Genomic DNA, 21,393 nt, shown 5'->3' with positions numbered 1-21,393 from the left:
AAAACCGGAGAGTTTTTGCACAATGTTTATAACTTGCGAGACACATTTTTATCTTACTGGAAGTTATCCAAGATTTTTCCAGAGTGTTTTCCACAACTCGGTTATATTTTCCACAAAGTTATCCACAATTCCCACAAGTTATCCACATCCACTATATCTGCGGATAGATAGATTATAGATGTCCTAGGTTGTGAATTTCGCAAAACGTTACAAAATCTTTATTGGGTTATAATAGCTTCAAGTTGCAGAGGGGAGTTCAGGAAAGGGAAGGGAGAAGTAGTGTACAACTCTGATAGTCGCGCGCATAGCGGCACACACTTGCACCAAAATGATGTAGCTCTTTACATAGACTGGGAGAACATCAAATATAGTCTCTGGAACAAGGACTCAAGGGTCCCAAACGCCACAGCCCTCAAAGAAGCAGCCTCAAAGTTTGGCCGCGTGGTTGTAGCTAGGGCTTACGCCAATTGGCAGGAGCACCAGCACCAGCTGGATCCTAATGACCTTTATTCAGCTGGAATAGAACCTATTTACGTACCTACCAGGACATATACCTCGACCGACGCTGTAAAGACTAATAATCGTAGGAAGAATAGCGTAGATGTTAAGCTGACTGTGGATGCTGTGGATTTCTGCCTGAGTAATCCTAATATACATACTTTTGTGCTAGTGACTGGCGATGGTGATTTTATCCATCTCGTCAACGCCCTCAGATCTCGTGGCAGAGAGGTAGTGGTAATTGGCTGCTCATGGAGCACCAGCTGGCAGCTCACAAGTATGGCCGATTACTTCATACCATACGATATAGAGGTTGACCCTATATACGACAGGGTCGGTGAGGATAATACTGAGGACGTAGATCTGGAACATGCATTCAAGACCTTAGTGGAGATAATGCATGACATACGCAGGAGGGGTGAGCCAAATGTCTTTGCTCAGATTCGCCTTCTTATGCTCTCCAGAATGCGGAACTTCGATGAGAGGCATTATGGATTCTCTAACTTCAGGGAATTCATGAAGGAAGCTGAGAGGAGAGGCTTGATCAAGACCTACAATGTCGGCCTAATCGATCGTGCTTACCTCCCAGATGAGCAGCTGGAAGTTGATATGCACACCCATGTGAAAGGTATCTCCAACAATGAGCTATCTGCTAGCGGGGCTAATACAGGATACGCCTCTTCCTATCCCTACAAGGAAGATGGCAGAAGTATGCTCATCAAGCTAATAAGGTACATTAGCGAGCTGGAGCGGAACAGTCCCTATATGAGCTTCAACTTCATGGTGGAGAATGCTGCAAACACTGGAATACTACCTATAAGCGTGTCAGAGATAGCTACTATGCTCAACATAGCTATAGATGATGGTATTTTCAAGCGTGAGTCTAAAACCATCTACAGCAAGGCTACGAATGATTACCGGGAAATTAGTGTGTTCCATCTCAATAGGTCGCATCCACTGGTGATCGAAGCTATCGAAGAAGATATAGTCTCCAGTGAAAGCTAGCTTCTAAGTAGCTTTTAATAGATCTAGAATACTATAGAAGTTTTACGAATGTTGCTTACTCCAGGAAGGTAATCATGAAGGCACAAGTGCTTTCTGAGCAGGCGTCAATCGATAAACACCCACTTAATCTCTTGGAAGTAGATGAGCCACAAATTGGCCCCAAAGATCTCCTTATAAAAGTCAAGGCTTGCGGAGTGTGCCATACCGACCTCCATATAGTTGAGGGTGATATCCCCTTGCATAAAAGACCGATTGTACCTGGTCATCAGATAGTGGGAATAGTAGAGAAAGTAGGTGAAGCAGTATCTCGTTTCTCTCCAGGAGATCGAGTGGGAGTTCCCTGGCTTAATTGGGCATGTGGTGAGTGTGAGTATTGCCGGAGAGGGCACGAAAATCTCTGCGTGAATGGCAAGTTCACCGGTTGGGATGTTGACGGTGGCTATGCTGAGTATCAAGTTACAAGTGAAGACTTCGCATATCAACTCCCTGAGGGATACTCGGATCTGGAGGTTGCTCCCTTGCTCTGTGCTGGAATAGTGGGTTACAGGGCATTGAAGCTTGCTAAGGCTGATAATGCTGAGCGAGTGGGCTTGTATGGTTTTGGTGCTTCGGCTCACATCGCTATACAGGTGCTACGATATTGGGGAGCGAGGGTGTTCGTCTTTACCCGTAGCAAGGAACACCAAAAGCTTGCCATGGAGCTGGGTGCCGAATGGGCAGGTACAGCTGATGATGATCCTGGAGTGCTGATGCAGTCGTCTATAATATATGCCCCAGCAGGCGATATTATTCCGCAGGCCCTTAGAGTATTGGATAAAGGCGGGGTTCTGTCCCTAGCAGGCATATATATGACACCTATACCTCAATTAGATTATGAGCTGTTGCGCGGAGAGAAAGTTATAGTGAATGTTACAAATGCAACCAGGCAAGATGCTGTGGAACTTCTCGACCTTGCACCTAAGGTGCCGATACGTACTGAGATAGAGGTTCATCCTTTAGAGGAAGCCAACGATGTACTATTGAGACTCAAGGAAAGTAAGGTAAATGGTTCAGCTGTTTTACAGATATCATAATACTGATATAATCCAGCTTGTCATAAACCTAAAATAGGGATAAGTATGTCACAAGAAGATATATACTCAGAGACCACGCAGCCTATAGATACATCAAAGAAACCTGTGGGCAGCTCTGTTAGTAAGTCTCCTCTTGCTGCTAATAGGATAGGAGTAAGTAGAGCTGAACCCTGGGTTGATGCTGTAAGGTGGGGAGCAGTATGGGCGGGATTGCTAAGCGCCTTTGGTCTGTTCCTACTTCTCTTCACTCTAGTTGTAGCGTTAGGATTTAGATCCACCTCGGTGTTGGCGGCGATCGTGCTCTTATGTACCTTCTTTGGTGGTTTCGTGTCGGCGCGTAGCTCTGGAACCTACAGTAGATTTATAGGATTCATTCAGGGTTTTCTTGCCTGGATTTTGGGGTTGCTAATATCGGTACCTCTTACGTACTTGGCCCTAGCTATTTACAGTGGAGATGTTACTAATAACGGCTTTTCCCTAGAACCTCTCTTGGAAAGGCTACGTAACGATGCCACCTACTTTGGTACATTTACTTTTCTCGGGCTTCTCATTACAGCACTGTTGTCTAGCCTGGGTGGCATAGTTGGCACTTTGTCAGGTGAAGGCTCTGATGTTTCCTAAGCTGGTATTGTAAATTGCAGTTGGCTGCATATTTTGGTATATTACAAGCGTGGTACGTTCCCCGATAGCTCAACGGTAGAGCGGGCGGCTGTTAACCGCAAGGTTCCAGGTTCGAATCCTGGTCGGGGAGCCAGATTTCAATTCACCAACTCTAGAGATTCTTAGGTAATGCAGATCCTGTCTGGATATCGTGGTGGAGTCTTTTTTTACCCTCGATTCACGCGGAGTTAGGCCCCAAGTACATCTTCACTTGATTTCTCTAGTTTGAGACGAAGTGCGTGGGTTCAAGCGCAACTCACGCAAATCCTCTTATTCTCCACCTCACAGCCTTGTCTTGTTTCACAGCTAGGTTGCAGGTGAGATACTTACCCGACGTTGAATCCCAGAGATAACCTAGCGAAAGCCAGCGCTGCGACCCACGGCCCGATGTGAAGCTAACCACCAGTTGGTGGGACAGCCGCGAAGTTCGCCGCACGCGTCACAGCACGCTCCGACCTCGTGTACAGCGAACTCCTGACATTCGACGATCCCGAGACCTGCCTGCCGGCTATCGACACCATTGAGGGCTTCCTGCCCGGCGGACCCAGCCTCTACAGGCGTGTGCTGGTGCCGGTAGGCGCCATTCTGGTCGTCGGTTGGTGGACGGTGCCTGGCGAGCCTAGGGAAGGACTCTTCCGGATAAATCGGCTGTCCTGCCGATTTGGACGCACCGAAGGTGCGCCCGGAGGGTGCGAGCCAGGGATAGCGAGCATCAAATCTCTTGAAACCAACTGTCACTAACTGTAAACTACGTCAGTTGGGTGAGGTACAATGACATGAAGTTTGCCTTGCGGTCAGAGAGGTGCTTCGGATGGATGAAAAACCAGGCCACGTCCTGGCCATCGAAGAGTCGTTTGCCTAGCTGAAGATACCGAAATCAATACTCTACAAGCTCGTTTGGGAAGACGAAGCTCTGAGTCAGATGATCAGCCGCTATTGGCGCTTCAAGGAAAGTATCTTGCAGCTCAACTGGCAGACGGTCTGTATAGGGGAACAAAGTTGTCCGACGCCTACCCAATAAGCCCTCTGCTCCCTGATCCTGCATATCTTTTGGAATTAGCTCAACACGCACGACATGAAAACCACGCGCAAATAGCCACTCCTGATATTCCTCCGGTCCGTAAAAAATAATACGGGTGGTAAAATCCTGTAATTCGGTACCCAATGGCGCCAAAGATGTCGGCTGCTTTTCCACGATCGCCCATTTGCAGCAAAATTTTGCCGCCAGCCTTGAGATAGGCACGCACCCCCCGGAAGAACCGCAAGGTGGTTTTTTATCCAGTGCAGGGTAGCATTGGAGAATGCAACATCGAATCTGCAGGGCAAATGAATATCTGTCGCATCCATGCGCAGAAGGATAGATTTGGGTATTGATCCAAAGGCAAATTCTCAGTAGCAAAAGCAATCATCTCATCAGACAGGTCAATTCCCACCACATTTCCATTTTTCACAACCAGCTTGCGCTGGTTGTGATCTTGTCATCTCCGAATCCGATATCAAGCACAGACTCATATCCCTGCAAGTTCAGCTTTGAAATAAGCTCCTGGACTCATTGCAGTCGGGCCGAAGAGTTCTCTACGTAGTCCCTGGCATTCCATTTCTGTTGCACCGAACCCATGGGTTCTAGTCCTCTAACGTTTTGAACTAACCGAATAAGACAGAGATGTTTTATTTCCGTTGGATTGATTCGATGTTGAGAATTCGCTAACAGTATCGACTGTTGAAATAGCATGCCCAATATACACCAATATACATAAGAAAGACACTCTTGTCCTGAGGCTGCTGTCCTGATTTTGGGGGGAATATTTATTGCTTGTCTGGGAAATGATGGGACAAATGTCCCTGATCAAAGGACTTACTTCGACCGAAGCCGGCATCACGCCCGAGAACGATTGCTTCAGCTCGACTGGAGACTTGCAATTTACTGTAGATGTTTGTGACGTGATTGCGCACTGTTTTTTCACTAAGAAAAAGGCTTTCGGCTATCTGCTTATTGCTCAATCCCCGGGCAATCAAGTCAAGAATCTCAATTGAAAAGCCTTGTTTGGGGGTGGGGAGGGCTCTGTCACATCCGTTGAGAGAAAATCTAAGACCTCATCCAGGAAACGCTGCCAGGCTGGCTCGCTTGCTAAAAGCAAATAGTTCTTGCTCTCAAGGAAAACAAATCGTGCTCCGGGAATCATCGCCGCCAGTAGGCGGCCTTCCTCAAAACTTACTATGGCATCATCACGTGCATGAAGAACTAGGGTTGGCACGATTATACCCTTCGGGCTGAATCGCTAACATCAACGTTAAAGGCGGCTACTTCCATTTTGGCGGCATTTTCTGGCGAAGTCGATTTTCGCTGGATATCGTTAAACCAACAGACTTGTTCCGGGTTCCCTTCGGGCATAAACAAGGTTGTAAACACCTGACGAAATGCAGGATTATCCTTTCCTCAACCAACCTTAAATAACTAAAACATTTGCCTGATCCAGTTGTTCCTGAGTTGGCGTTCGGTGAAACCTACCCGGGCATAGGCCCCGTAAAGGATCAGATGACTGACTTTCTCAGAATGGTGAGCCGTATATTCAATAGCTACAGCACTACCTCTGCAGGGGCCTAGAAGGGCGAACCGCTCCAGACCTATAGTGTCCACAACCGTCTCCAAGTCCTGTACCCAAGCCTCCAGTGAAATCTCCTCCACCTCCCAGTCCGAAAGGCCACATTGCCCGTTGATCGTGCTGGATAAAGGTGAAATGTTTGCCCAATTCTGTCAACCAATGCCGCCAAACCGGACCCTCCCAGTCATACTCCAGATGCGTCAAATGTGAAGAGGCTCTGACAAGCGGATAGCCCGTGCCATGCGTAGCGTAGGCGATGCGTACGCCGTCAGGGGAAATGCAATAGCGAATCTGTTGTTTGATTTTTCCCACCGAATGAAATCTTTGTCAAACAATGCCACTGGCAAACTGGAAAGTGGCGCTTGAATAAGCACAGTCCCTGATTTAAAGAAATTGCCCAAAGCTTGGCATCAGCGGCACACAGTGCCATCCGGTGGATGCTGTTAGTAGCCAGCATGCCATCATGCAACAGCCATTACCGTGCCCGCACATAGTGGCAAACCTGGGCGCCAGTGCTTGCTTTCACGGCAGAAACAAGGTCGAATGGCAGCGGCTCGGACATCGCCGGAAAGAGCTTCTTGCCGCTGCCGATGACAAGAGGCACGACCGTAAGCACCAACTCATCGACTAGGTCTGCGACGAGGAGCGACTGCACCATCATGGGGCTGCCGTACACATAGATATAGCCGCCGGGTTGGCCCCGCAGGTCGGCCACGGTCTTGAGAAAGTCCTTGCCTCGGATGATCGTGGTTGGGTGCCATGTGATGTCAGCCTCTGTAAGCGTGTCGGACACCACATACTTTTGCACGCGGTTGATCCAGTCGGAGAAGTCGTCACCCGACCGGCTGGGCCAGGCCATTGCCGACACCTGGTAGGTACGTCGCCCTTGCAAGAGTGCATCACTTTGCTTGGCCAGCTCGTCAAACGTGCCCCCGATAATCTCAGGGTCGAAGTACTTCCCCATCCACCCGCCGTGGGCGAATCCCCCGTCGATGTCTTCCGTCGTGGCACCGGGTGCTTGGATGACACCGTCGAGGCTGATAAATTCTGTGATAAGTGTCTTCAATATAGAGTCTCCTGTTTTTGCACATTAGTGCTGTGCAAGTAATTGTGGCAATTATACAAATCGGGATAGGAGTAGACAAGCACCAGCGATGCAGCATGTTCATCGCGATACCGTCCTTTTGTGTCAGATGCTACTAGCACAAACCAGGCTGAAGTGATGAGTGGAGAATGTTACCAAAAGTAGGTTATATAAAATGCAAAGCATGGTTTATTGCAGGGGGTGATGGGTTTCATAGTGGTTTTTTCCCAGTCACGATTCGTACTGGCGGAAACATCTGAAATTGTAATCTCGAACGGTTTACATCCTGCCACCCTAGTGCTTGAAAGGCTTGGGCATACTCCTCTGTATGTTGAAAATCCAATAAAGCCACTTGCCCACCTGGCTTGAGCACCCGTGCGATTTCCTGAATAGCTTTCAAGCGACCTTCCTTAGTGGGGATATTGTGAATCGCCAGGCTTGACACAACAACGTCTATGGTCTCATCCTCAAGAGGCAGGTCACGCATGTCGCCAGTCTTGACTTCGACAAAGTTTGCAACTCCTTCTGCTCGGGCATTTGCCATAGCAGCTTCAGGATGGTTGCCAGATTGGTCTGCATTTTGCCAGAGATCTATCCCGATAGCTTTGCCAGTTGTTAGCCGGCGAGCAGCAGCAGTGAGCAACAAGCCACGCCCACAACCGACATCGAGAATCGTTTCATTTCCACGCAAGGTCAGTGAGTCGATAAGCTTTTCGCGCAGTTTGAGTTTGCCTATTTTGCTACTCCACACCATCAGTGCGGCAGTGAGCACCATGCTGGCACCAGCAATTAACCCCCAAACCAGTAAGATTATCCCTAACACTGAGAGCTTTGCGACTAACAGGTGGTGGAGAACGACACCAGCGATCATCGCTCCTGCACCAGCGAGTAATAAGTTACGAACGACTAGCGGAGCGTCAATGCCGTAGTTGCCTTGTTTGAGAACAGGCTTTTGCATATCATCCTCTAATTCGATATTTCGCAAGCAAAATTATAATGCTTTCTCGGTAGTGGCGGTATCCATACCAGCGATGTGCACCACTTATCGATTGCCTGATCACTCTCAGGTCCTGTAGGTGCTTCACTACATCTTTGATCATCATCGCTCTTGCACTCGTCAGGTAAAGCAGTGGTCGGCCACAGCTGCTTGCGACATGTCCTTAACCATGTGAACATGTTGCACCTGTTTACCTGTTACCCTTTCTCGCAATGCAGATACAGACCAGCGAGCACAAAAGCGATAGCAATCGACTCGGCATACTCGTTGGTATGTTGGAGCTTCCGACATCCACAACGTGCTGTTGAATGCAGAATCGCCGTGGATGTCTGTATACGCTTGAAGTTCGTGGTAGGCCGTTAGTTCGTCCACTTTAAATTTCCACCCATTTGTAGAGAATGGGTTTACTTATTTGACTTTGGTGGTTATCATAGCCACCACCGCTTGGATAGAACCAGCGACGGTGAGCGTGTTGCTGTCGGCACTAAACGTGCCTTGGTAATAGTCCGGCTACCCTTTCTTGCCGAACTAGATCGTGAGAGTGTCTCCTTCGACTTCGTACACATGGTCGAGGATATTGTCGGTGCTGTCTGGTAAAGTAATCTGATTTCCTTGCTCGGTGCTTCTCCTTTGATCCTGTGTCTGGATTGCACAAACTCAACATGTTGGATTAGGGAACCCTCCTTCCATACACTCGAAAGTTAAGTAGTCGTTTGCATCTCCTGTTATTTCCCACGTACCGACCAATTTATTCAGACTGGCTGGAGAGCACTACTACCGAATCAAACGGAGCGAATCCGTGTTACAGACGGCCAGGGAAGGCGGCATACCGTGCGAAAAGTCCAGCGGGTTCGCCACATCGATCAGAATCTTCCCCCGGAGGTTCGCTGCACCGCCGTCTCGATCGCCTGCATGGAAGCAACTCCAGCGGTGCAATTGAAGGAATCTCTCCAAATGCGGCGGCATCGGCAAAGGTCCCGTGCGGCGCCCGCGGGCCATTGGCCGCTACCCACCGGGCTGCTTTTTCGTTATCTGCCGTGCGCGAGCTCATACCCACTTCATGCCCAAGCTGGATGAGCTTCGAGTCAATCGTCTGTCCGACCGTGCCCGTGCCGAGGATGCCGATGTTCATTGTGCACTCCTCTCGTTAGCTGCCCAACGACCTTGAGATAAGCCGCCCGGCCAGCGCTTTGATAGTTGCATGAATCCGATTCGTCTCAGCTAGCAAGGTCGATCTATAGAGTGGTTAGGCGTCTCAGATCAGCTGGACAACTCAAGCCCGCAGGCCGAGCCAGCCGAATATCATCCCTGGGAGTAAGAGAAGGGTTGGTATCCAAAAGATGGGCGGAAGGTCGACAAACTGAATAGAGATGCCAGCTTTCAAGTAGGGCTTGAAAATGAGAAACCAGTAAGGGAGAACTAACAGTCCAGTTAGGGTGAGTGTTGCAAACGCCCACACTTGATGCTGGCGAAGTCCAAACCATGTGAGAGAAATAATGAATATGCCTATTATAACGAGTGATCCGCCAGCATTGGTCAAGAATAGCGTGCGGAACATCGCCAGCTCCTTGTTTCTATCTAGCAGTTCAGACGGCGCTGCTCCAAAGAGCTGTCTATCGGTTTGCTGCGAGATGAAGATAGCACTACGTCCAAATTTTGAGTTGACAAAGATCGGCGTGAGTATCCCGATCAACAGATGAACGACTCCTGATAATAGAAAGCAAATAACACTAATGCCGAGTGGAGTTGCCCAATGGAAAGTAGATACAGTCTGAGATTGATCCATGGTAGGCTCCTTGTTGGAGAACTATGTTTTGGCTGGAATGTTAGTACTGATGCTTATAAGGTTTCGCAGGGATAATTTATTATTAAGCTAGGTCAGATACAAGCGAACCTAATTTTTCGCGACTTACAGGGATTATCCCAGCATCTGCGAAGCGCAGCAACAATTCACTCCATCCAGAATGAATGATATAAGCTTTTTGCAAAGCCATGCGTGCTTCATCGACTTGCCCTAACAACAGTAGTGGTAGAGCCCGTCTGAACTGGAACTCTGGCTCGTCAGGGAATTCTGCGCAGCATTCCTCAAGATCAGCTAAACCCGTAGCAACCTCACCCATCATAACTTTGTTGATTCCTTGGTCGGCAAGTTGATGGACTCGAGCATACCTCAATAAACGCTTGATCTCGCCCAGATCCTCTGGGCTGTCATCCACTCGTAGATCAATCAAGTGGTCCAGCTCATTTATTCCGGAGGATTTACCAGATACCACGATTAGCGCTGCTGATTGCCTCCCACGAATATCGCCACCTTCATCCTCGGCACCTTCAAGCGCTGCCAGCAATCGATCAGCAAGTTGTCCATCCGTATTTTCAAATGCGGAAACCATAGCTTGCCATACGGTAGGTTGTGCCATCATATTAGCTTGAGCACAGCAATGCATACCAACAGCATGTCCTGCTGCTACACAATTGGTTCCAGTGTGGACCGCCATACGGCCTTGTATATCTAAAATCGCTACCTGACGCATAGAGGCCCCTGCGTCCTCACTTAGTAATTGCTCTAAGATCTGCTTTGGTTCCTGACCAGATCGCAGCCTTCGCAAAGTTTCATAACCATAAATTGGGTTAGCAAAGGACTGTGATGCGACTACACCAATACCAGCTTCGATCCAAGGCACTATTCTTTCCACAGCAAAATGGCGCGACTGGACGGCTATACCTAATTCATTATTAGCAGGGTCGTGTGCAATAATTGAGTAAGTCATAGTTTCACCTCATTACTTAGCTATCATTCTTCTTAGATAGCCCAATCTACACAACCCAACTTTTAGTCCAGTCATGGCTATCTATTACAACAAACATTGGCTCTCATGCAGGATTCATGGCGGGCTTATCTTATTACCAACAATGGTTCAGCGGACGACGAGTGTTTATGATCGCAAAGTCTAAGAAATTTTCCTACTTTGGTGAAGGCCGATTCCCTAAGCTTGTCTTGACAAATTGGCAATTGTTATCAATCATCGATATTTGTGGAGCTCTATGTTAGCAGGCTAGTGCAGAGTAAATAGTATTATGAAAAAATTAGAGATAACTCAAACGAAGAGTATTAGGTATAAGTAAAGGGTTTATAGCAGCGATATCTTTAGTTCGCCTAAGATAAAAATCTCGCCTTTAATCGATATATTCATAATAAAAGATAAAAGTCTCTATAGGTTTTGCCTCCTTGTTGAGCTGCGTCCATTGATGACATGCATTATATCACCGCTGCTAAGAAGTAAAGTGTATTTATGGTCTAGAAAAGGTTTCGAATACTAGAAATGTTTGCTTACGAGAGATTTTAGGTAATATCCCGTACAGGACGGCAAATCGCTGCCTCCTGTATTTCTAAGTACTATTGGGCGTTAAAGTAATACTACTCTCGTCTATTAGAAGCAATTTTTCTCTTATTGCCATATTTTTAGACTTACTGCTCAAGTCATATATTGTGTTAGCTAGTCCAAGCTTTTAAAGCTCTCTTAGTCTATGGGAACTAACTGCTAATATGTGAATACTCATTTTATATCTATTACTTTATATTCTTCTGGAACGTTCTGCGCCCAGTACTCATAAGGGTCAAAATCTATATTCACGTTTTCCTTGCAGCCGATACTTCTATATCTGAAATCTCTTTGAAAAGTAAGTTTCGGAATATACAAGGTCCATATCATGCACCTCTAAGTTCCGATCTTGTACATAAGCAAAACAGGGCAAGACTACTGCTTAGTACTGGCCAGATGTTTAGTTCGTTGCATATCATAAGTGTCCACTAGTAAAGGGCGTGCGCAGAATGAAGTGCTCAGAATTCTTGGGGTTGTTGTGACCTTGATCGCGTCACTCACAATATGTATGTTCTTTACTCATCACCTGTAGATATGGGTCTGCTTTCGTCCGTTATCCACTCGCTCCAGGAACCTGGATACAGCTTTGGCATTCCTAATCCAGCGTGAGCAAATGCAAGGACGTTGTGAGCTGCAGTTACTCCGGATCCACAGTAAAACACTATGGAATCTGGAGGATATTGCTCTACAAGCGGGGCAAATCTTTCTCTAAGGCTTTGAGGTGATCTGAAGAATCGGCCTGCATCCAGATTTTCGGTATATGGTAACGATACTGCAGTGGGTATATGACCTGCCTTTGAATCTATGGTCTCATTTTCTCCCCTGTATCTATCATTTGTTCTTGAATCAACTATCTTGCAAGACTTTGAAGCTATTCCTGCAAGAAGGTCATCGGCAGAGGCTATAAGTTTGTGGTTGTATTTACCGTGAAACTCGGTCCTAGTTCTAATCTCATTCCCACTAACAACTGGAAGGCCATTAGCAACCCATGCTCTAAAGCCTCCATCTAGGACAGCTACGCTATTGTGCCCTGCCCATCTGAGCAGCCACCAGAGCCTGGCGGCTGCCATAGCACCAGTCTGCTCGTCGTAGGCCACGACTTGTGATTCTTGCGAGACGCCAAGCCGAGACATAGTCTCGTCGAAGTCTTTTGGATCAGGGAGTGGGTGACGTCCTGTCTTGCCCGGTATTACTTTCCCGGATAGATCTTTATCCAGGTGTGCATATACCGCGCCTGGTATGTGAGCTTGAAGATAATCCCTTAGACCTTGCTCAGGATTGCCAAGTGTATAGCGACAATCTATAAAGACCCATTGTGGATCCTGTAAATGCTTTGCTGCCTCTTGTACGCTAATAATTGTTTCATATGGCACGGCATTTACCCCTATTGCTTTATTAGATCTACATATCTCTTGCGAAACTTCTCGTACTTCGGGGCTATTACCAGTCTGCAGTAGGCTTGGTGAGGATTACGACGGAAGTAATCCCAATGATATTCCTCTGCTGGGTAAAAGGCTTCAAAGGGTACAACTTGCGTTACTATAGGGTTCTTCCACACATTGTTCCTAGTTAGCTCTTCAATCACCTCCTGCGCGATCCTTCGCTGCTCTTCATCGTGGTACAGGATGATTGACCTATACTGAGTGCCTACATCCTCACCTTGTCTATTGGGGGTAGTTGGATCATGTACCGAGAAGAAGACCTCTAATAGATCCCGAAACGAGATTTGACTAGGGTCGAACTTTATGTTGACGACCTCCGCGTGCCCGGTTGTGTCGGTACATACTTGCTCATATGTGGGATTGGGTACATGTCCTCCTGAGTAGCCTGGAATCACCTCTATAACACCTTTGAGGTCCTTGAATACGGGCTCCATGCACCAGAAGCAACCACCTCCAAGGGTAGCTTCCTGTATGTGACTATTATTTGACATGGTTACTCACCTCTACCAGTTGCGTAATCGTCCGATCAATTATATGACCTAGGAATGAATAGCGATCTATATGTTCTAGGATCCTAGCTTTGGGTTTCTGTAGATGGGCTCTCCATTAGCTATCTTTATAGTTAGCTGATTTAGGAGCTCAGCAAGTGCCTTGATTGCCCACTTAAAATCTGATTCTTCCATGGCATCAGGATCGATATCCGGTATTGGGTTGAGGCAATCTATAAGAAAAGCCTTGTCCTCACAGATGGCCCATTCCACCAGGTTTATATCGTAGCCAAGCTCTTTGACTACCTTAGCTGAATCCGACATAATACGCGCTTCGAGCTCATTGGGTATTCCTTGACTACCAGGTAGATATCTCTTCTTCTGAAAGTCAAAGTACATAGGTATAACTTCCTCTCCTATAACCAGGCAACGAACAAAAAGATTCCAGTCTATGAGTTCCTGTACCATGACTGTTCTCGTCGATGTATGTCGGTAGTTTTCCATAAGCTCATCTACTGAGTGGCATATATGTAGCTCAGACCACTCTCCTTTTTCTGCGTCCTTCAATATGCAGGGTAAACCTACTTCTTCTGCTACCTCGTACCAATCAACTGGTAGTGGATGGCTTGCTAGCTCTCGGGATGGAGAATAATTTTCCAAAAAGTAGTGATTGGGTAGTAGTACAGTTTTGGGTGTTAGTAGACCTAGTTTATGAGCCAGAGATATCTGATGAAACTTATCATCTGAGGAAGATACAAACGGGTTGTTGATAACATAGACACCACTTATTAAGGCATGCTTGAGGTAGGCCCTGTAAAATGGGACTACATGCGAAAGCCTGTCAACAATAACAGAATATCTACAGTCTTCTCCCAGCTCTACTGCTCCTAGCCTGACGATTTGCATATCTACGTGTGGATAGTTGGATGTGATCTCTTGTAAAAGTGCACTGACCAGATTTTTCTCTCTTCCTACCAGAAGTCCCACTCTTGGTTTTTCCATGGCCTTCCTCCTGGTGATACGAAAAATGGCCTAATCGCCTTTAGGCGCGGTTACAGCAATTATTGGGCCCTTATTGTACTTGAGTTATTGTAGATCAACAATGCAAAATGGTCTTGAAATAACATCTGGTAGGTAGAGGTATGGCGATAGAGAGAGCTGGCACTGGTGATAAGTTGAGCGAGGACGTGCGCCTCCTTGGGAGCATAGTTGGAGATGTGCTCATAGAACAAGGCGGTCAGCGATTATTTGACATAGTAGAAAAGCTTAGGACTACCTCTATAGCCTTGCGTACTAGGTACTCAGAGGAGCTCCATCGTGAGTTAGTCCAGATAACTTCCGAGCTTGATCCTGCGACAGCCTTTGATGTAATACGTGCCTTTAACCTTTTCTTTCTGGTCGTGAATCTCGCTGAAGAAAACCATAGGGTAAGGGTGCTCAGGCAAAGGGAGATTAGCAGCTATCCTGAGCCTCTGGAGGGATCGATTAGAGAGGCTGTAAGAGATCTGTATAACGAAGGTATATCGGATGAGCAGCTGCAGGAGCTGTTGAACAGACTCAGGGCAAGGTTTGTATTCACCGCCCATCCTACTGAGTCCAGGCGCAGAACAACCTTGATGCACCTTAGACATATATCTAATCTCATAGCCTTGCTTGATGATGCCCTTCTGACTCCTACCCAGCGTGAGATGGTTATAGATAGGCTACGGGAAGTGGTGACAGCTCTTTGGCAGACAGACGACTTCAGAGAAACTAGACCTACTCCTCTAGATGAGGTCTATAACAGCCTCTACTTTTTCCAGGAAAGCGTGTTTGAGATCCTTCCCTCCGTCTACAGAGAGTTATCAGACGCCTTGAAATCGGTGTATAAAGACTGGAGTTTCCAGATACCCCCTGTCATTCAATTTGGTACTTGGATGGGGGGAGATAGAGACGGCAACCCTAATGTTACACCTGAAGTAACTATACGTACAGCACGCCTCCAGAAAGGCGTGTTGCTGAGGCACTATATATCCCAGCTCGACAGGCTTCGCAGGCACCTATCGATGAGTGTTCGGCGTGCTGGGGTGAGCGATGAGCTCATGCAGTCCATAGAGAAGGAGAGAAAGATCCTTCCTGAGGCCTCTGAAAGGATAGAGGAGAGAAACAAGAACGAGATGTATCGCCTGAAGATAGGCCTCATGATAGAAAAGCTAAAGAATACTCTCTCCGCTATGGAAACCAGACAGAAGCCTCAGCCCGACGTTGCTTATGAGGGTGTAGATCAGTTCTATGCAGATATAGACATGATCGTCAATAGTCTGAGGCAGAACAAGGGAGACAGACTGGCCTTAGGAGCAGTAGAGGACTTCCGGAGGCTTGCTGAAGTATTTGGATTTCATCTTGCGAAGATAGATGTGAGGCAGCACAGCGCTCGTCATAGCCAGGCTATAGCGGAGGTGCTATCCTCGGTAGGTATATGCGATAGGTACTTGGAGCTTAGTAGCGAGGAGCAAGCTGAACTCCTGCGTAATTTGCTTAGAGACAATCGACCAATTATAGGTAAGGTTCACCACTTCTCACCTTCCACCGAAGAAACAATCGCTGTTTTTGATGCTATCAGAACCATCCAGGAGGAGATTGGAAAAGAAGCTTGTGACACTTACATAATAAGCTTTGCTCAATCTGCTGCTGATCTGCTTGAGATTCAGCTTCTAGCCAGGGAAACAGGATTGTTATCAGTATCTGAGGGCTGGAGCAGGCTGCAGATTGTCCCACTTTTTGAGAGCATACATGATCTAAACGAGTGCGGTAATATAATGGCTAGCCTCCTGGATGACCCTATATATAGATGCAATGTCAAGGCATGGGGTGATCACCAAGAGGTGATGATAGGTTACTCGGACTCCAATAAGGACGGTGGTTTCTTCACGAGCTGTTGGGAGCTCTACAAAGCTCAGAGGCGTCTGGCCGCTGTGTGCTCCGAGAGAGGCGTTACGCTGAGGCTATTCCATGGTAGAGGCGGGGCGATAGGTAGAGGTGGTGGGCCGACGCATATGGCTATACTTGGTCAACCTCCTGATACTATACATGGTGAGCTCAAGCTTACCGAGCAAGGTGAAGTTATATTTGCCAGGTATGGCAATCCTGCGATTGCAAAGAGATATCTGGAGCAGGTGTTGAACGCTCTACTCAGAGTGAGCCTAAGCCCAACCGTTATAGAAAACCAGAGCAGAATAGAACCAGAGTGGCAGGAAGCCGCGGACACTTTGAGTGCTTACTCTTATAGAGAGTATAGGAATCTGGTGTATGAGACGCCTGAGTTCGTAGAGTACTTCCGCGAAGCTACCCCTATAGGCGAGATAAGTCTGCTACCCATAGCTTCACGCCCCGTCCGCAGGCAGAGTGGTTTTGATATCGAGCAGCTTAGGGCCATCCCCTGGGTTTTCTCCTGGATGCAGAGCAGGCATACCTTACCAGGATGGTATGGTCTTGGGACTGCTATAGAGAAGTATGTTGCTGGGGACGATTCTAAGCTCAGGATACTTCAGGAGATGTATCAGAAGTGGATGTTCTTCCGATCCACCATAGATAACGCTCAGATGATACTATCTAAAGCTGATATACACGTAGCGAGTATGTACGCGGGATTGGTGAGCAACCCAGATGTGTGGAGTAAGGTATGGCCCAGGATACAGCAAGAATACGAAAGAACTGTCTACTGGGTAATTAAGGTAACTGGGCTGAACAGGTTGCTCGATAATGCGCCGGTGCTTCAGAGATCTATTATGCTCAGGAATCCTTATGTAGATCCAATAAGCTACATACAGGTAGCCCTGCTACGCAAGTTGCGAACAATTCCTGATACTGAGGATCATAAGGAGGAGCGTGAGAGTATACTGCAAGCAGTCTTTCTATCTATCAATGGTATAGCTGCAGGGCTACAGAACACGGGATAAAAATGCAGGGGGCAGGAAACCGCCCCCTGCAACCAGACCCCAAAGTTTAGGACTGCATTTGATGCTGTTCTGGATTGTCCCAATACCATGTCTCTGGATCGTAGACAGCTGGTGTTGGGTGTATCCAGGGGTTTACCCATCCATGCAGTGTCAGATCTTCCCTCTTCGGTACGTTCATAAGACCATTTTTGACTAGTTCTACTCTTGGCCAGTTGGCAACCACGCCAAGGAAGAAAGGCCCCTGTTCTATGTGAAGCTTCATGATCTGCCATTCCAGCGCTATTCTCTTCATGCGGTCTACTTCAACTCTGGCCTTGTTGTAGAGATCCCACAAGGTCTTAACTGGTTCGAAGAACTCCTTGTCGAATGGCCCAATTCTAGGTGGGTTACGCTTCCAAGGGTTGATGTTCTTCTGCTGGTTCTGCTTGGGGGTACCTATAACTTGGAAGAAAGCTCCATGGAGTGGCGCCCAGTGCGCGGGCTCAACAGGAATTACCCACCCTGGGTATATAAGTATGCTATTATCACCTACCTCCCAAGTGGTGGTGCTCATTAGCTTACCAGAATTCCATCTGTCATCCCAACCTGTTGGGGGAACGGGATTAAGTTTGGCATTTATGCCTATAGCCTTCCAGTCAGCGGCGAGCTGCTCGTTTTTACGCATATGCTCACCACCTTGCGGTGTATCTGCCTGGTAATCTAGGTAAACCACTAGTTTGGAGCCATCGGGCATCTCTCGCCAACCGTCGCCATCTTTATCTACTACACCTATCTCGTCAAGGATCTGCTTTGCTTTTTCAGGATTGTATTCTAAGTAAGAATCACGCCATTGCTGGTACAGCTTCTTACCCTCTTCGTTGATGTTGAAGTTCACTCCCTTGGGGCTTAGTGTACCTGTGGTGACTTCTCCAGTATCCAGGTACACTAGCTTCCTAACTGCTTCCCTGTTGTAGGCATGAGAGAGAGCTTGCTTGAACTTGGGATTGCGAATCAACTCTCGCATCTTTTCATCAGGGTAGTCGTGGTTGAAGAAGAAGATGGAGCCAGTACCAGAACCCGAATCCCAGAATATCATCTGGTAGTTGCCTTTTTGCTCGGATTGCTTAAGTAGTGCATAGTCGGCTGGTGATATAGGCTCGAATCCACCATGCACGAAGTCGGCAGCACCTTGTGTGAACTTCAGCTTGAGTACTTCAGGATCTAGGATATTCCTCATTATCAGGTTATCTATATAAGGCAACTGGTTGCCCCATCTGTCTATACACCAATAGTAAGGATTGCGCTCCCAGATAGAATATTGACCTTTCTTGTATTCTTTGAGCTTCCAGCCGGTCATCGTGGGACAATCAGGGTTTGCAGTAAAGTCAACGGCTTTGCCCCAAGGAAATGCGAAATCCTCAGTCCAGTTTTTCTTTACGTTCGGGTTGTATTTCTTATGGAACTTCTGAGCATAGTGCTTGGGTGCCATCCATGTAGGTCCTATGCCCCTGTTGACCCAAGCAGCTAGACGTTCAGGCGTCACTGGAGCGGGCGCATCGAATATGAGTTGCAAGGTATAGTCATCTATCTTCTTCATCTTGCCAATGGTGCCCTTGCCGGACCTCATGTCATCTGGCGGTCCCTCCGGTATCTCCTCGTTGAGGACCATATCTTCCCACCAGAAGAGGATGTCATCTACTGTCCATGGATGGCCATCGGACCACTTGAGGCCTTCACGGAAGTGGAAAGTCCAGACTGTAGCATCCTCGTTTGATTCCCAGCTCTCGGCTAGACCCGGACCTATAGTCAAACCATCATTGAGATATCTTAGTGGCGAGTGACCATACATAGATTCCTGTATAAAGTGGGTGGTTCCCCAGTCATCAGCGCTGGAGTTGAGCATTTCCATCTTGCCGCCATACTTGCCTTGCTGTACCCATTTATGAGGTACCACGTAGGGGTTCTTTGGCAGTCTCTGATCTACAGGTGGCAGCTTGCCGGCTTTCACTAGTTCAGCAAGGGAAGGTGCCTCCTTGTACTCTCCCTGGTAGGTAACGGGAGTCGCTATGTAAGGTACATTGGGTACACCACCTGAGGTTCCTGGTGTTGCTCCTGGACTTCCAGATGGGCTTGCAGCGGCAGTAGGTGATGCGGCTGGCGAGCTTGGAGGTGTGCTAGCTACCGCCGTTGGCGATGCACCAGGTGCACTTGGTTGGGGACTTGCTCCCATAGTAGGCGAGGCAGCTGGTTGGCTTGCAGATGGCGTGTTGTTTGCAGTGCTTCCTCCACAAGCAGCAAGTATCACTCCTCCCGCGGCCATGGCCGATAGCTTCAAAAATCCCCGCCGATTTATTCTCCTGCTTTGCATCATCTATGTTTTCCTCCAGGGTTTGTAAGGATATGGTTGCGATTTGTGGTAGATTATCATTCCAAAGCGGTATCCTGTCAATATTAGGCATAAATGTTTAGTAATTGTGAAGCAAAAAGTTGGTAAAACTTTGAACAGGTATAGTGATTACAATTTGTTGACTTGGTTCGGGTATTTTGTAGAAAGATACAATAATGACTCTCTTAGAATTGTAGAGATAGTTGGTCTGCGTCTTGCGTAGTTAGGACTCTAATGTGAGCTTTTGGGATTTGTGCTTTCTTGCAAGTTTATGCCTTCCAAGGTTAATAAGTATCTTTTGCAATCCGAACCGAAGATATAATTACCTATAAGGCCATCACTACGTATTACTCTGTGGCAAGGTATCAAAATCGGGATGGGGTTTCTAGCTAGAGCTAAGCCCACTGCTCTTGAAGCTTTGGGATTTCCTATCTGTTCTGCTAGCCAACTATAGGTTCTTATTTGGCCCCTAGGTATTTTCAATGTTGTCAAAAGCACAGTGCGCTGGAACTCGCTCAAGCTAGTAAGATCAAACGCGAGCCTAGTTTCAGCAACGCCTTTGCCATTAAGGTAATCTAGTATCTCTTGAATTAGTCCAATTGAGTTTTGCTGGTCTAGCAAAAGCTCACGACCTAACGTTGACCGGATGTAGGATTTGAACTCGTCGTCGCTTGAGGCTTTATATAAGGCGCTAATGCCTACAGAGTTGTAGGCTATATACAACTTTCCTATTGCCGTATTGATCATGAAATATTTGTCTTTTGACTGCACGGTTATAGTTACTTTAACTACTAATTAGATCTATTGGAATAGATTAGACAGCAAAAATCATGATTTATGGGTTACAAGGATTTTTCATAGCACGTCTACTGACCTTCTTTCCCTCTCTAACCACCTTTTAAGCCTTTTGGAGATCTCATCCTGAGTTAGCTTGGGATGATCATAATGCCCAGCTGTGCGTCTCTGCCTTAGTGCTTCGTACAGAGTCACGGCACAAGCCACGGATATGTTTAGGCTTTGGACCATCCCCATCATCGGGATAACGAAGTTACCGTCAGCTAGTCTTGAAGCCTCCTCTGAGACTCCTCTCTGCTCGTTCCCGAATACTAGAGCAGTTGGCTTGGTGAGGTCTAGAGAGTACAGGTCATAACTTCTTTGTGGATCCGCTAAGTAGGTTGTGTATATCGTCATCCCTTGAGATCTGAGAGCGTCATAACAGTCTTGAATATCCTTATGCTTTATAATCTCTAGCCACTTTAGAGCGCTGCCAGAAACGTTCTTGCTGAGATCTGGAAACTCCTCTATGGTGTATACCAGGTGCACTGCTAGTACTCCCACAGCATCGCAGCTGCGTAAGACTGCGCTCACATTGTGTGGATCATGAACGTTCTCGAGGACTACAGTTAGATCAGGTTGCCTTCTCTTCAGAACTTGGATCATTCTGTTGAGTCTGCGTTCCGTTATCTTTCTCGTAGTATTCATGCCAGATAATTTTACTGTAACCTGTAGCAGTCTGCTGAATGGGAGAAATTCCCTACTAAAAGGTTGACATCTCCAAATGCCCTTTCCTATACTTACAGCCAGATACTTGCCCGCGATGAGGATGAGTAGTACGTTCTGGCTCTGCCGATAGCGAGCTGGGGATGGTGGAAGCCCAGTACGGTAATCCAGGGCGGAACGCGCATCTGAGCGGTGGTCCGAAGAAAGCGCTCTGGCGCAAGTAGGACCTACTGGTTGGTTACCAGGCAAGAAACAACCAAGAGTGGCCACAGGCGTTAAATGTGGCAACTAGGGTGGCACCGCGGGAGCGAATAAAAAAGCTCTCGTCCCTAACACTGATTAGGGACGAGAGCTTTTTTA

Annotated in this window: 18 protein-coding genes, 1 tRNA gene, 1 pseudogene and 1 other annotated feature; of the genes and pseudogenes, 6 read left to right on the top strand and 14 right to left on the bottom strand. The window is 47.3% G+C overall.

Annotated features, from left to right (window positions below; all coding sequences use genetic code 11):
• Positions 1-279 precede the first annotated feature (279 nt).
• The 5 genes from N2245_RS05900 (at position 280) to N2245_RS05880 (ending at position 3,977) form a co-directional block, all read left to right on the top strand.
• Positions 280-1,503, top strand: a complete 1,224-nt coding sequence (locus tag N2245_RS05900; RefSeq protein ID WP_494535800.1) for an NYN domain-containing protein — start codon at positions 280-282, stop codon at positions 1,501-1,503.
• A gap of 74 nt (positions 1,504-1,577) precedes the next feature.
• Positions 1,578-2,576, top strand: coding sequence for a zinc-dependent alcohol dehydrogenase family protein (locus N2245_RS05895; protein WP_494535799.1), 999 nt, complete (start codon positions 1,578-1,580; stop codon positions 2,574-2,576).
• A gap of 45 nt (positions 2,577-2,621) precedes the next feature.
• Complete coding sequence (locus N2245_RS05890) at positions 2,622-3,197, top strand: hypothetical protein (RefSeq protein ID WP_494535798.1); 576 nt, start codon at positions 2,622-2,624, stop codon at positions 3,195-3,197.
• Between the two features lie 58 nt (positions 3,198-3,255).
• A tRNA-Asn gene (locus tag N2245_RS05885) sits at positions 3,256-3,330 on the top strand.
• Positions 3,331-3,695: 365 nt separating this feature from the next.
• A complete protein-coding gene (locus N2245_RS05880; RefSeq protein ID WP_494535797.1) occupies positions 3,696-3,977 on the top strand; it encodes a hypothetical protein in 282 nt (93 codons plus the stop codon).
• A gap of 136 nt (positions 3,978-4,113) precedes the next feature.
• Here N2245_RS05880 and N2245_RS05875 read toward each other — a convergent pair whose 3' ends face one another.
• From N2245_RS05875 to N2245_RS05825, 11 genes and pseudogenes are all read right to left on the bottom strand, one after another.
• Complete coding sequence (locus N2245_RS05875) at positions 4,114-4,479, bottom strand: hypothetical protein (RefSeq protein ID WP_494535796.1); 366 nt, start codon at positions 4,477-4,479, stop codon at positions 4,114-4,116.
• Positions 4,480-5,042: 563 nt separating this feature from the next.
• Positions 5,043-5,264, bottom strand: a pseudogene (locus N2245_RS05870) (response regulator transcription factor); the annotation flags it as partial.
• Between the two features lie 427 nt (positions 5,265-5,691).
• On the bottom strand, positions 5,692-5,922 hold the full coding sequence (locus N2245_RS05865; RefSeq protein ID WP_494535795.1) for an alpha/beta fold hydrolase: 231 nt from the start codon (positions 5,920-5,922) through the stop codon (positions 5,692-5,694).
• Between the two features lie 392 nt (positions 5,923-6,314).
• Positions 6,315-6,905, bottom strand: a complete 591-nt coding sequence (locus N2245_RS05860) for a dihydrofolate reductase family protein (protein ID WP_494535794.1) — start codon at positions 6,903-6,905, stop codon at positions 6,315-6,317.
• Between the two features lie 229 nt (positions 6,906-7,134).
• Entirely contained in the window at positions 7,135-7,881 is a 747-nt protein-coding gene (locus tag N2245_RS05855) for a class I SAM-dependent methyltransferase (protein WP_494535793.1), read from the bottom strand.
• A gap of 841 nt (positions 7,882-8,722) precedes the next feature.
• Positions 8,723-9,052, bottom strand: a complete 330-nt coding sequence (locus tag N2245_RS05850) for an NAD(P)-binding domain-containing protein (protein WP_494535792.1) — start codon at positions 9,050-9,052, stop codon at positions 8,723-8,725.
• Between the two features lie 141 nt (positions 9,053-9,193).
• A complete protein-coding gene (locus N2245_RS05845; protein WP_494535791.1) occupies positions 9,194-9,706 on the bottom strand; it encodes a hypothetical protein in 513 nt (170 codons plus the stop codon).
• 82 nt (positions 9,707-9,788) lie between these two features.
• Positions 9,789-10,688, bottom strand: a complete 900-nt coding sequence (locus tag N2245_RS05840; RefSeq protein WP_494535790.1) for a DUF1028 domain-containing protein — start codon at positions 10,686-10,688, stop codon at positions 9,789-9,791.
• Between the two features lie 1,127 nt (positions 10,689-11,815).
• A complete protein-coding gene (locus N2245_RS05835; RefSeq protein WP_494535789.1) occupies positions 11,816-12,673 on the bottom strand; it encodes a sulfurtransferase in 858 nt (285 codons plus the stop codon).
• 11 nt (positions 12,674-12,684) lie between these two features.
• Positions 12,685-13,233, bottom strand: a complete 549-nt coding sequence (msrA, locus tag N2245_RS05830) for a peptide-methionine (S)-S-oxide reductase MsrA (protein WP_494535788.1) — start codon at positions 13,231-13,233, stop codon at positions 12,685-12,687.
• A 75-nt stretch (positions 13,234-13,308) separates the two neighbouring features.
• A complete protein-coding gene (locus N2245_RS05825; protein ID WP_494535787.1) occupies positions 13,309-14,232 on the bottom strand; it encodes an ATP-grasp domain-containing protein in 924 nt (307 codons plus the stop codon).
• A gap of 140 nt (positions 14,233-14,372) precedes the next feature.
• Here N2245_RS05825 and ppc point away from each other — a divergent pair, with 140 nt between their 5' ends.
• Positions 14,373-17,168, top strand: coding sequence for a phosphoenolpyruvate carboxylase (ppc, locus tag N2245_RS05820; protein WP_494535786.1), 2,796 nt, complete (start codon positions 14,373-14,375; stop codon positions 17,166-17,168).
• 46 nt (positions 17,169-17,214) lie between these two features.
• On the opposite strand, the gene N2245_RS05815 is transcribed toward ppc, so the two are convergent.
• The 3 genes from N2245_RS05815 to N2245_RS05805 all read right to left on the bottom strand — a co-directional run bounded on the left by N2245_RS05815 (position 17,215) and on the right by N2245_RS05805 (position 21,015).
• A complete protein-coding gene (locus N2245_RS05815) occupies positions 17,215-19,518 on the bottom strand; it encodes an ABC transporter substrate-binding protein (protein ID WP_494535785.1) in 2,304 nt (767 codons plus the stop codon).
• Positions 19,519-19,764: 246 nt separating this feature from the next.
• Complete coding sequence (locus N2245_RS05810; RefSeq protein WP_494535784.1) at positions 19,765-20,280, bottom strand: methylated-DNA--[protein]-cysteine S-methyltransferase; 516 nt, start codon at positions 20,278-20,280, stop codon at positions 19,765-19,767.
• Between the two features lie 108 nt (positions 20,281-20,388).
• Complete coding sequence (locus N2245_RS05805; protein ID WP_494535783.1) at positions 20,389-21,015, bottom strand: TrmH family RNA methyltransferase; 627 nt, start codon at positions 21,013-21,015, stop codon at positions 20,389-20,391.
• Positions 21,016-21,121: 106 nt separating this feature from the next.
• Positions 21,122-21,367 (top strand) — a binding site (T-box leader).
• Positions 21,368-21,393: the final 26 nt, after the last annotated feature.

The sequence above is a fragment of the Thermobaculum sp. T2p genome (assembly GCF_059335935.1).
This window is presented reverse-complemented; position numbering and strand designations above follow the sequence as displayed.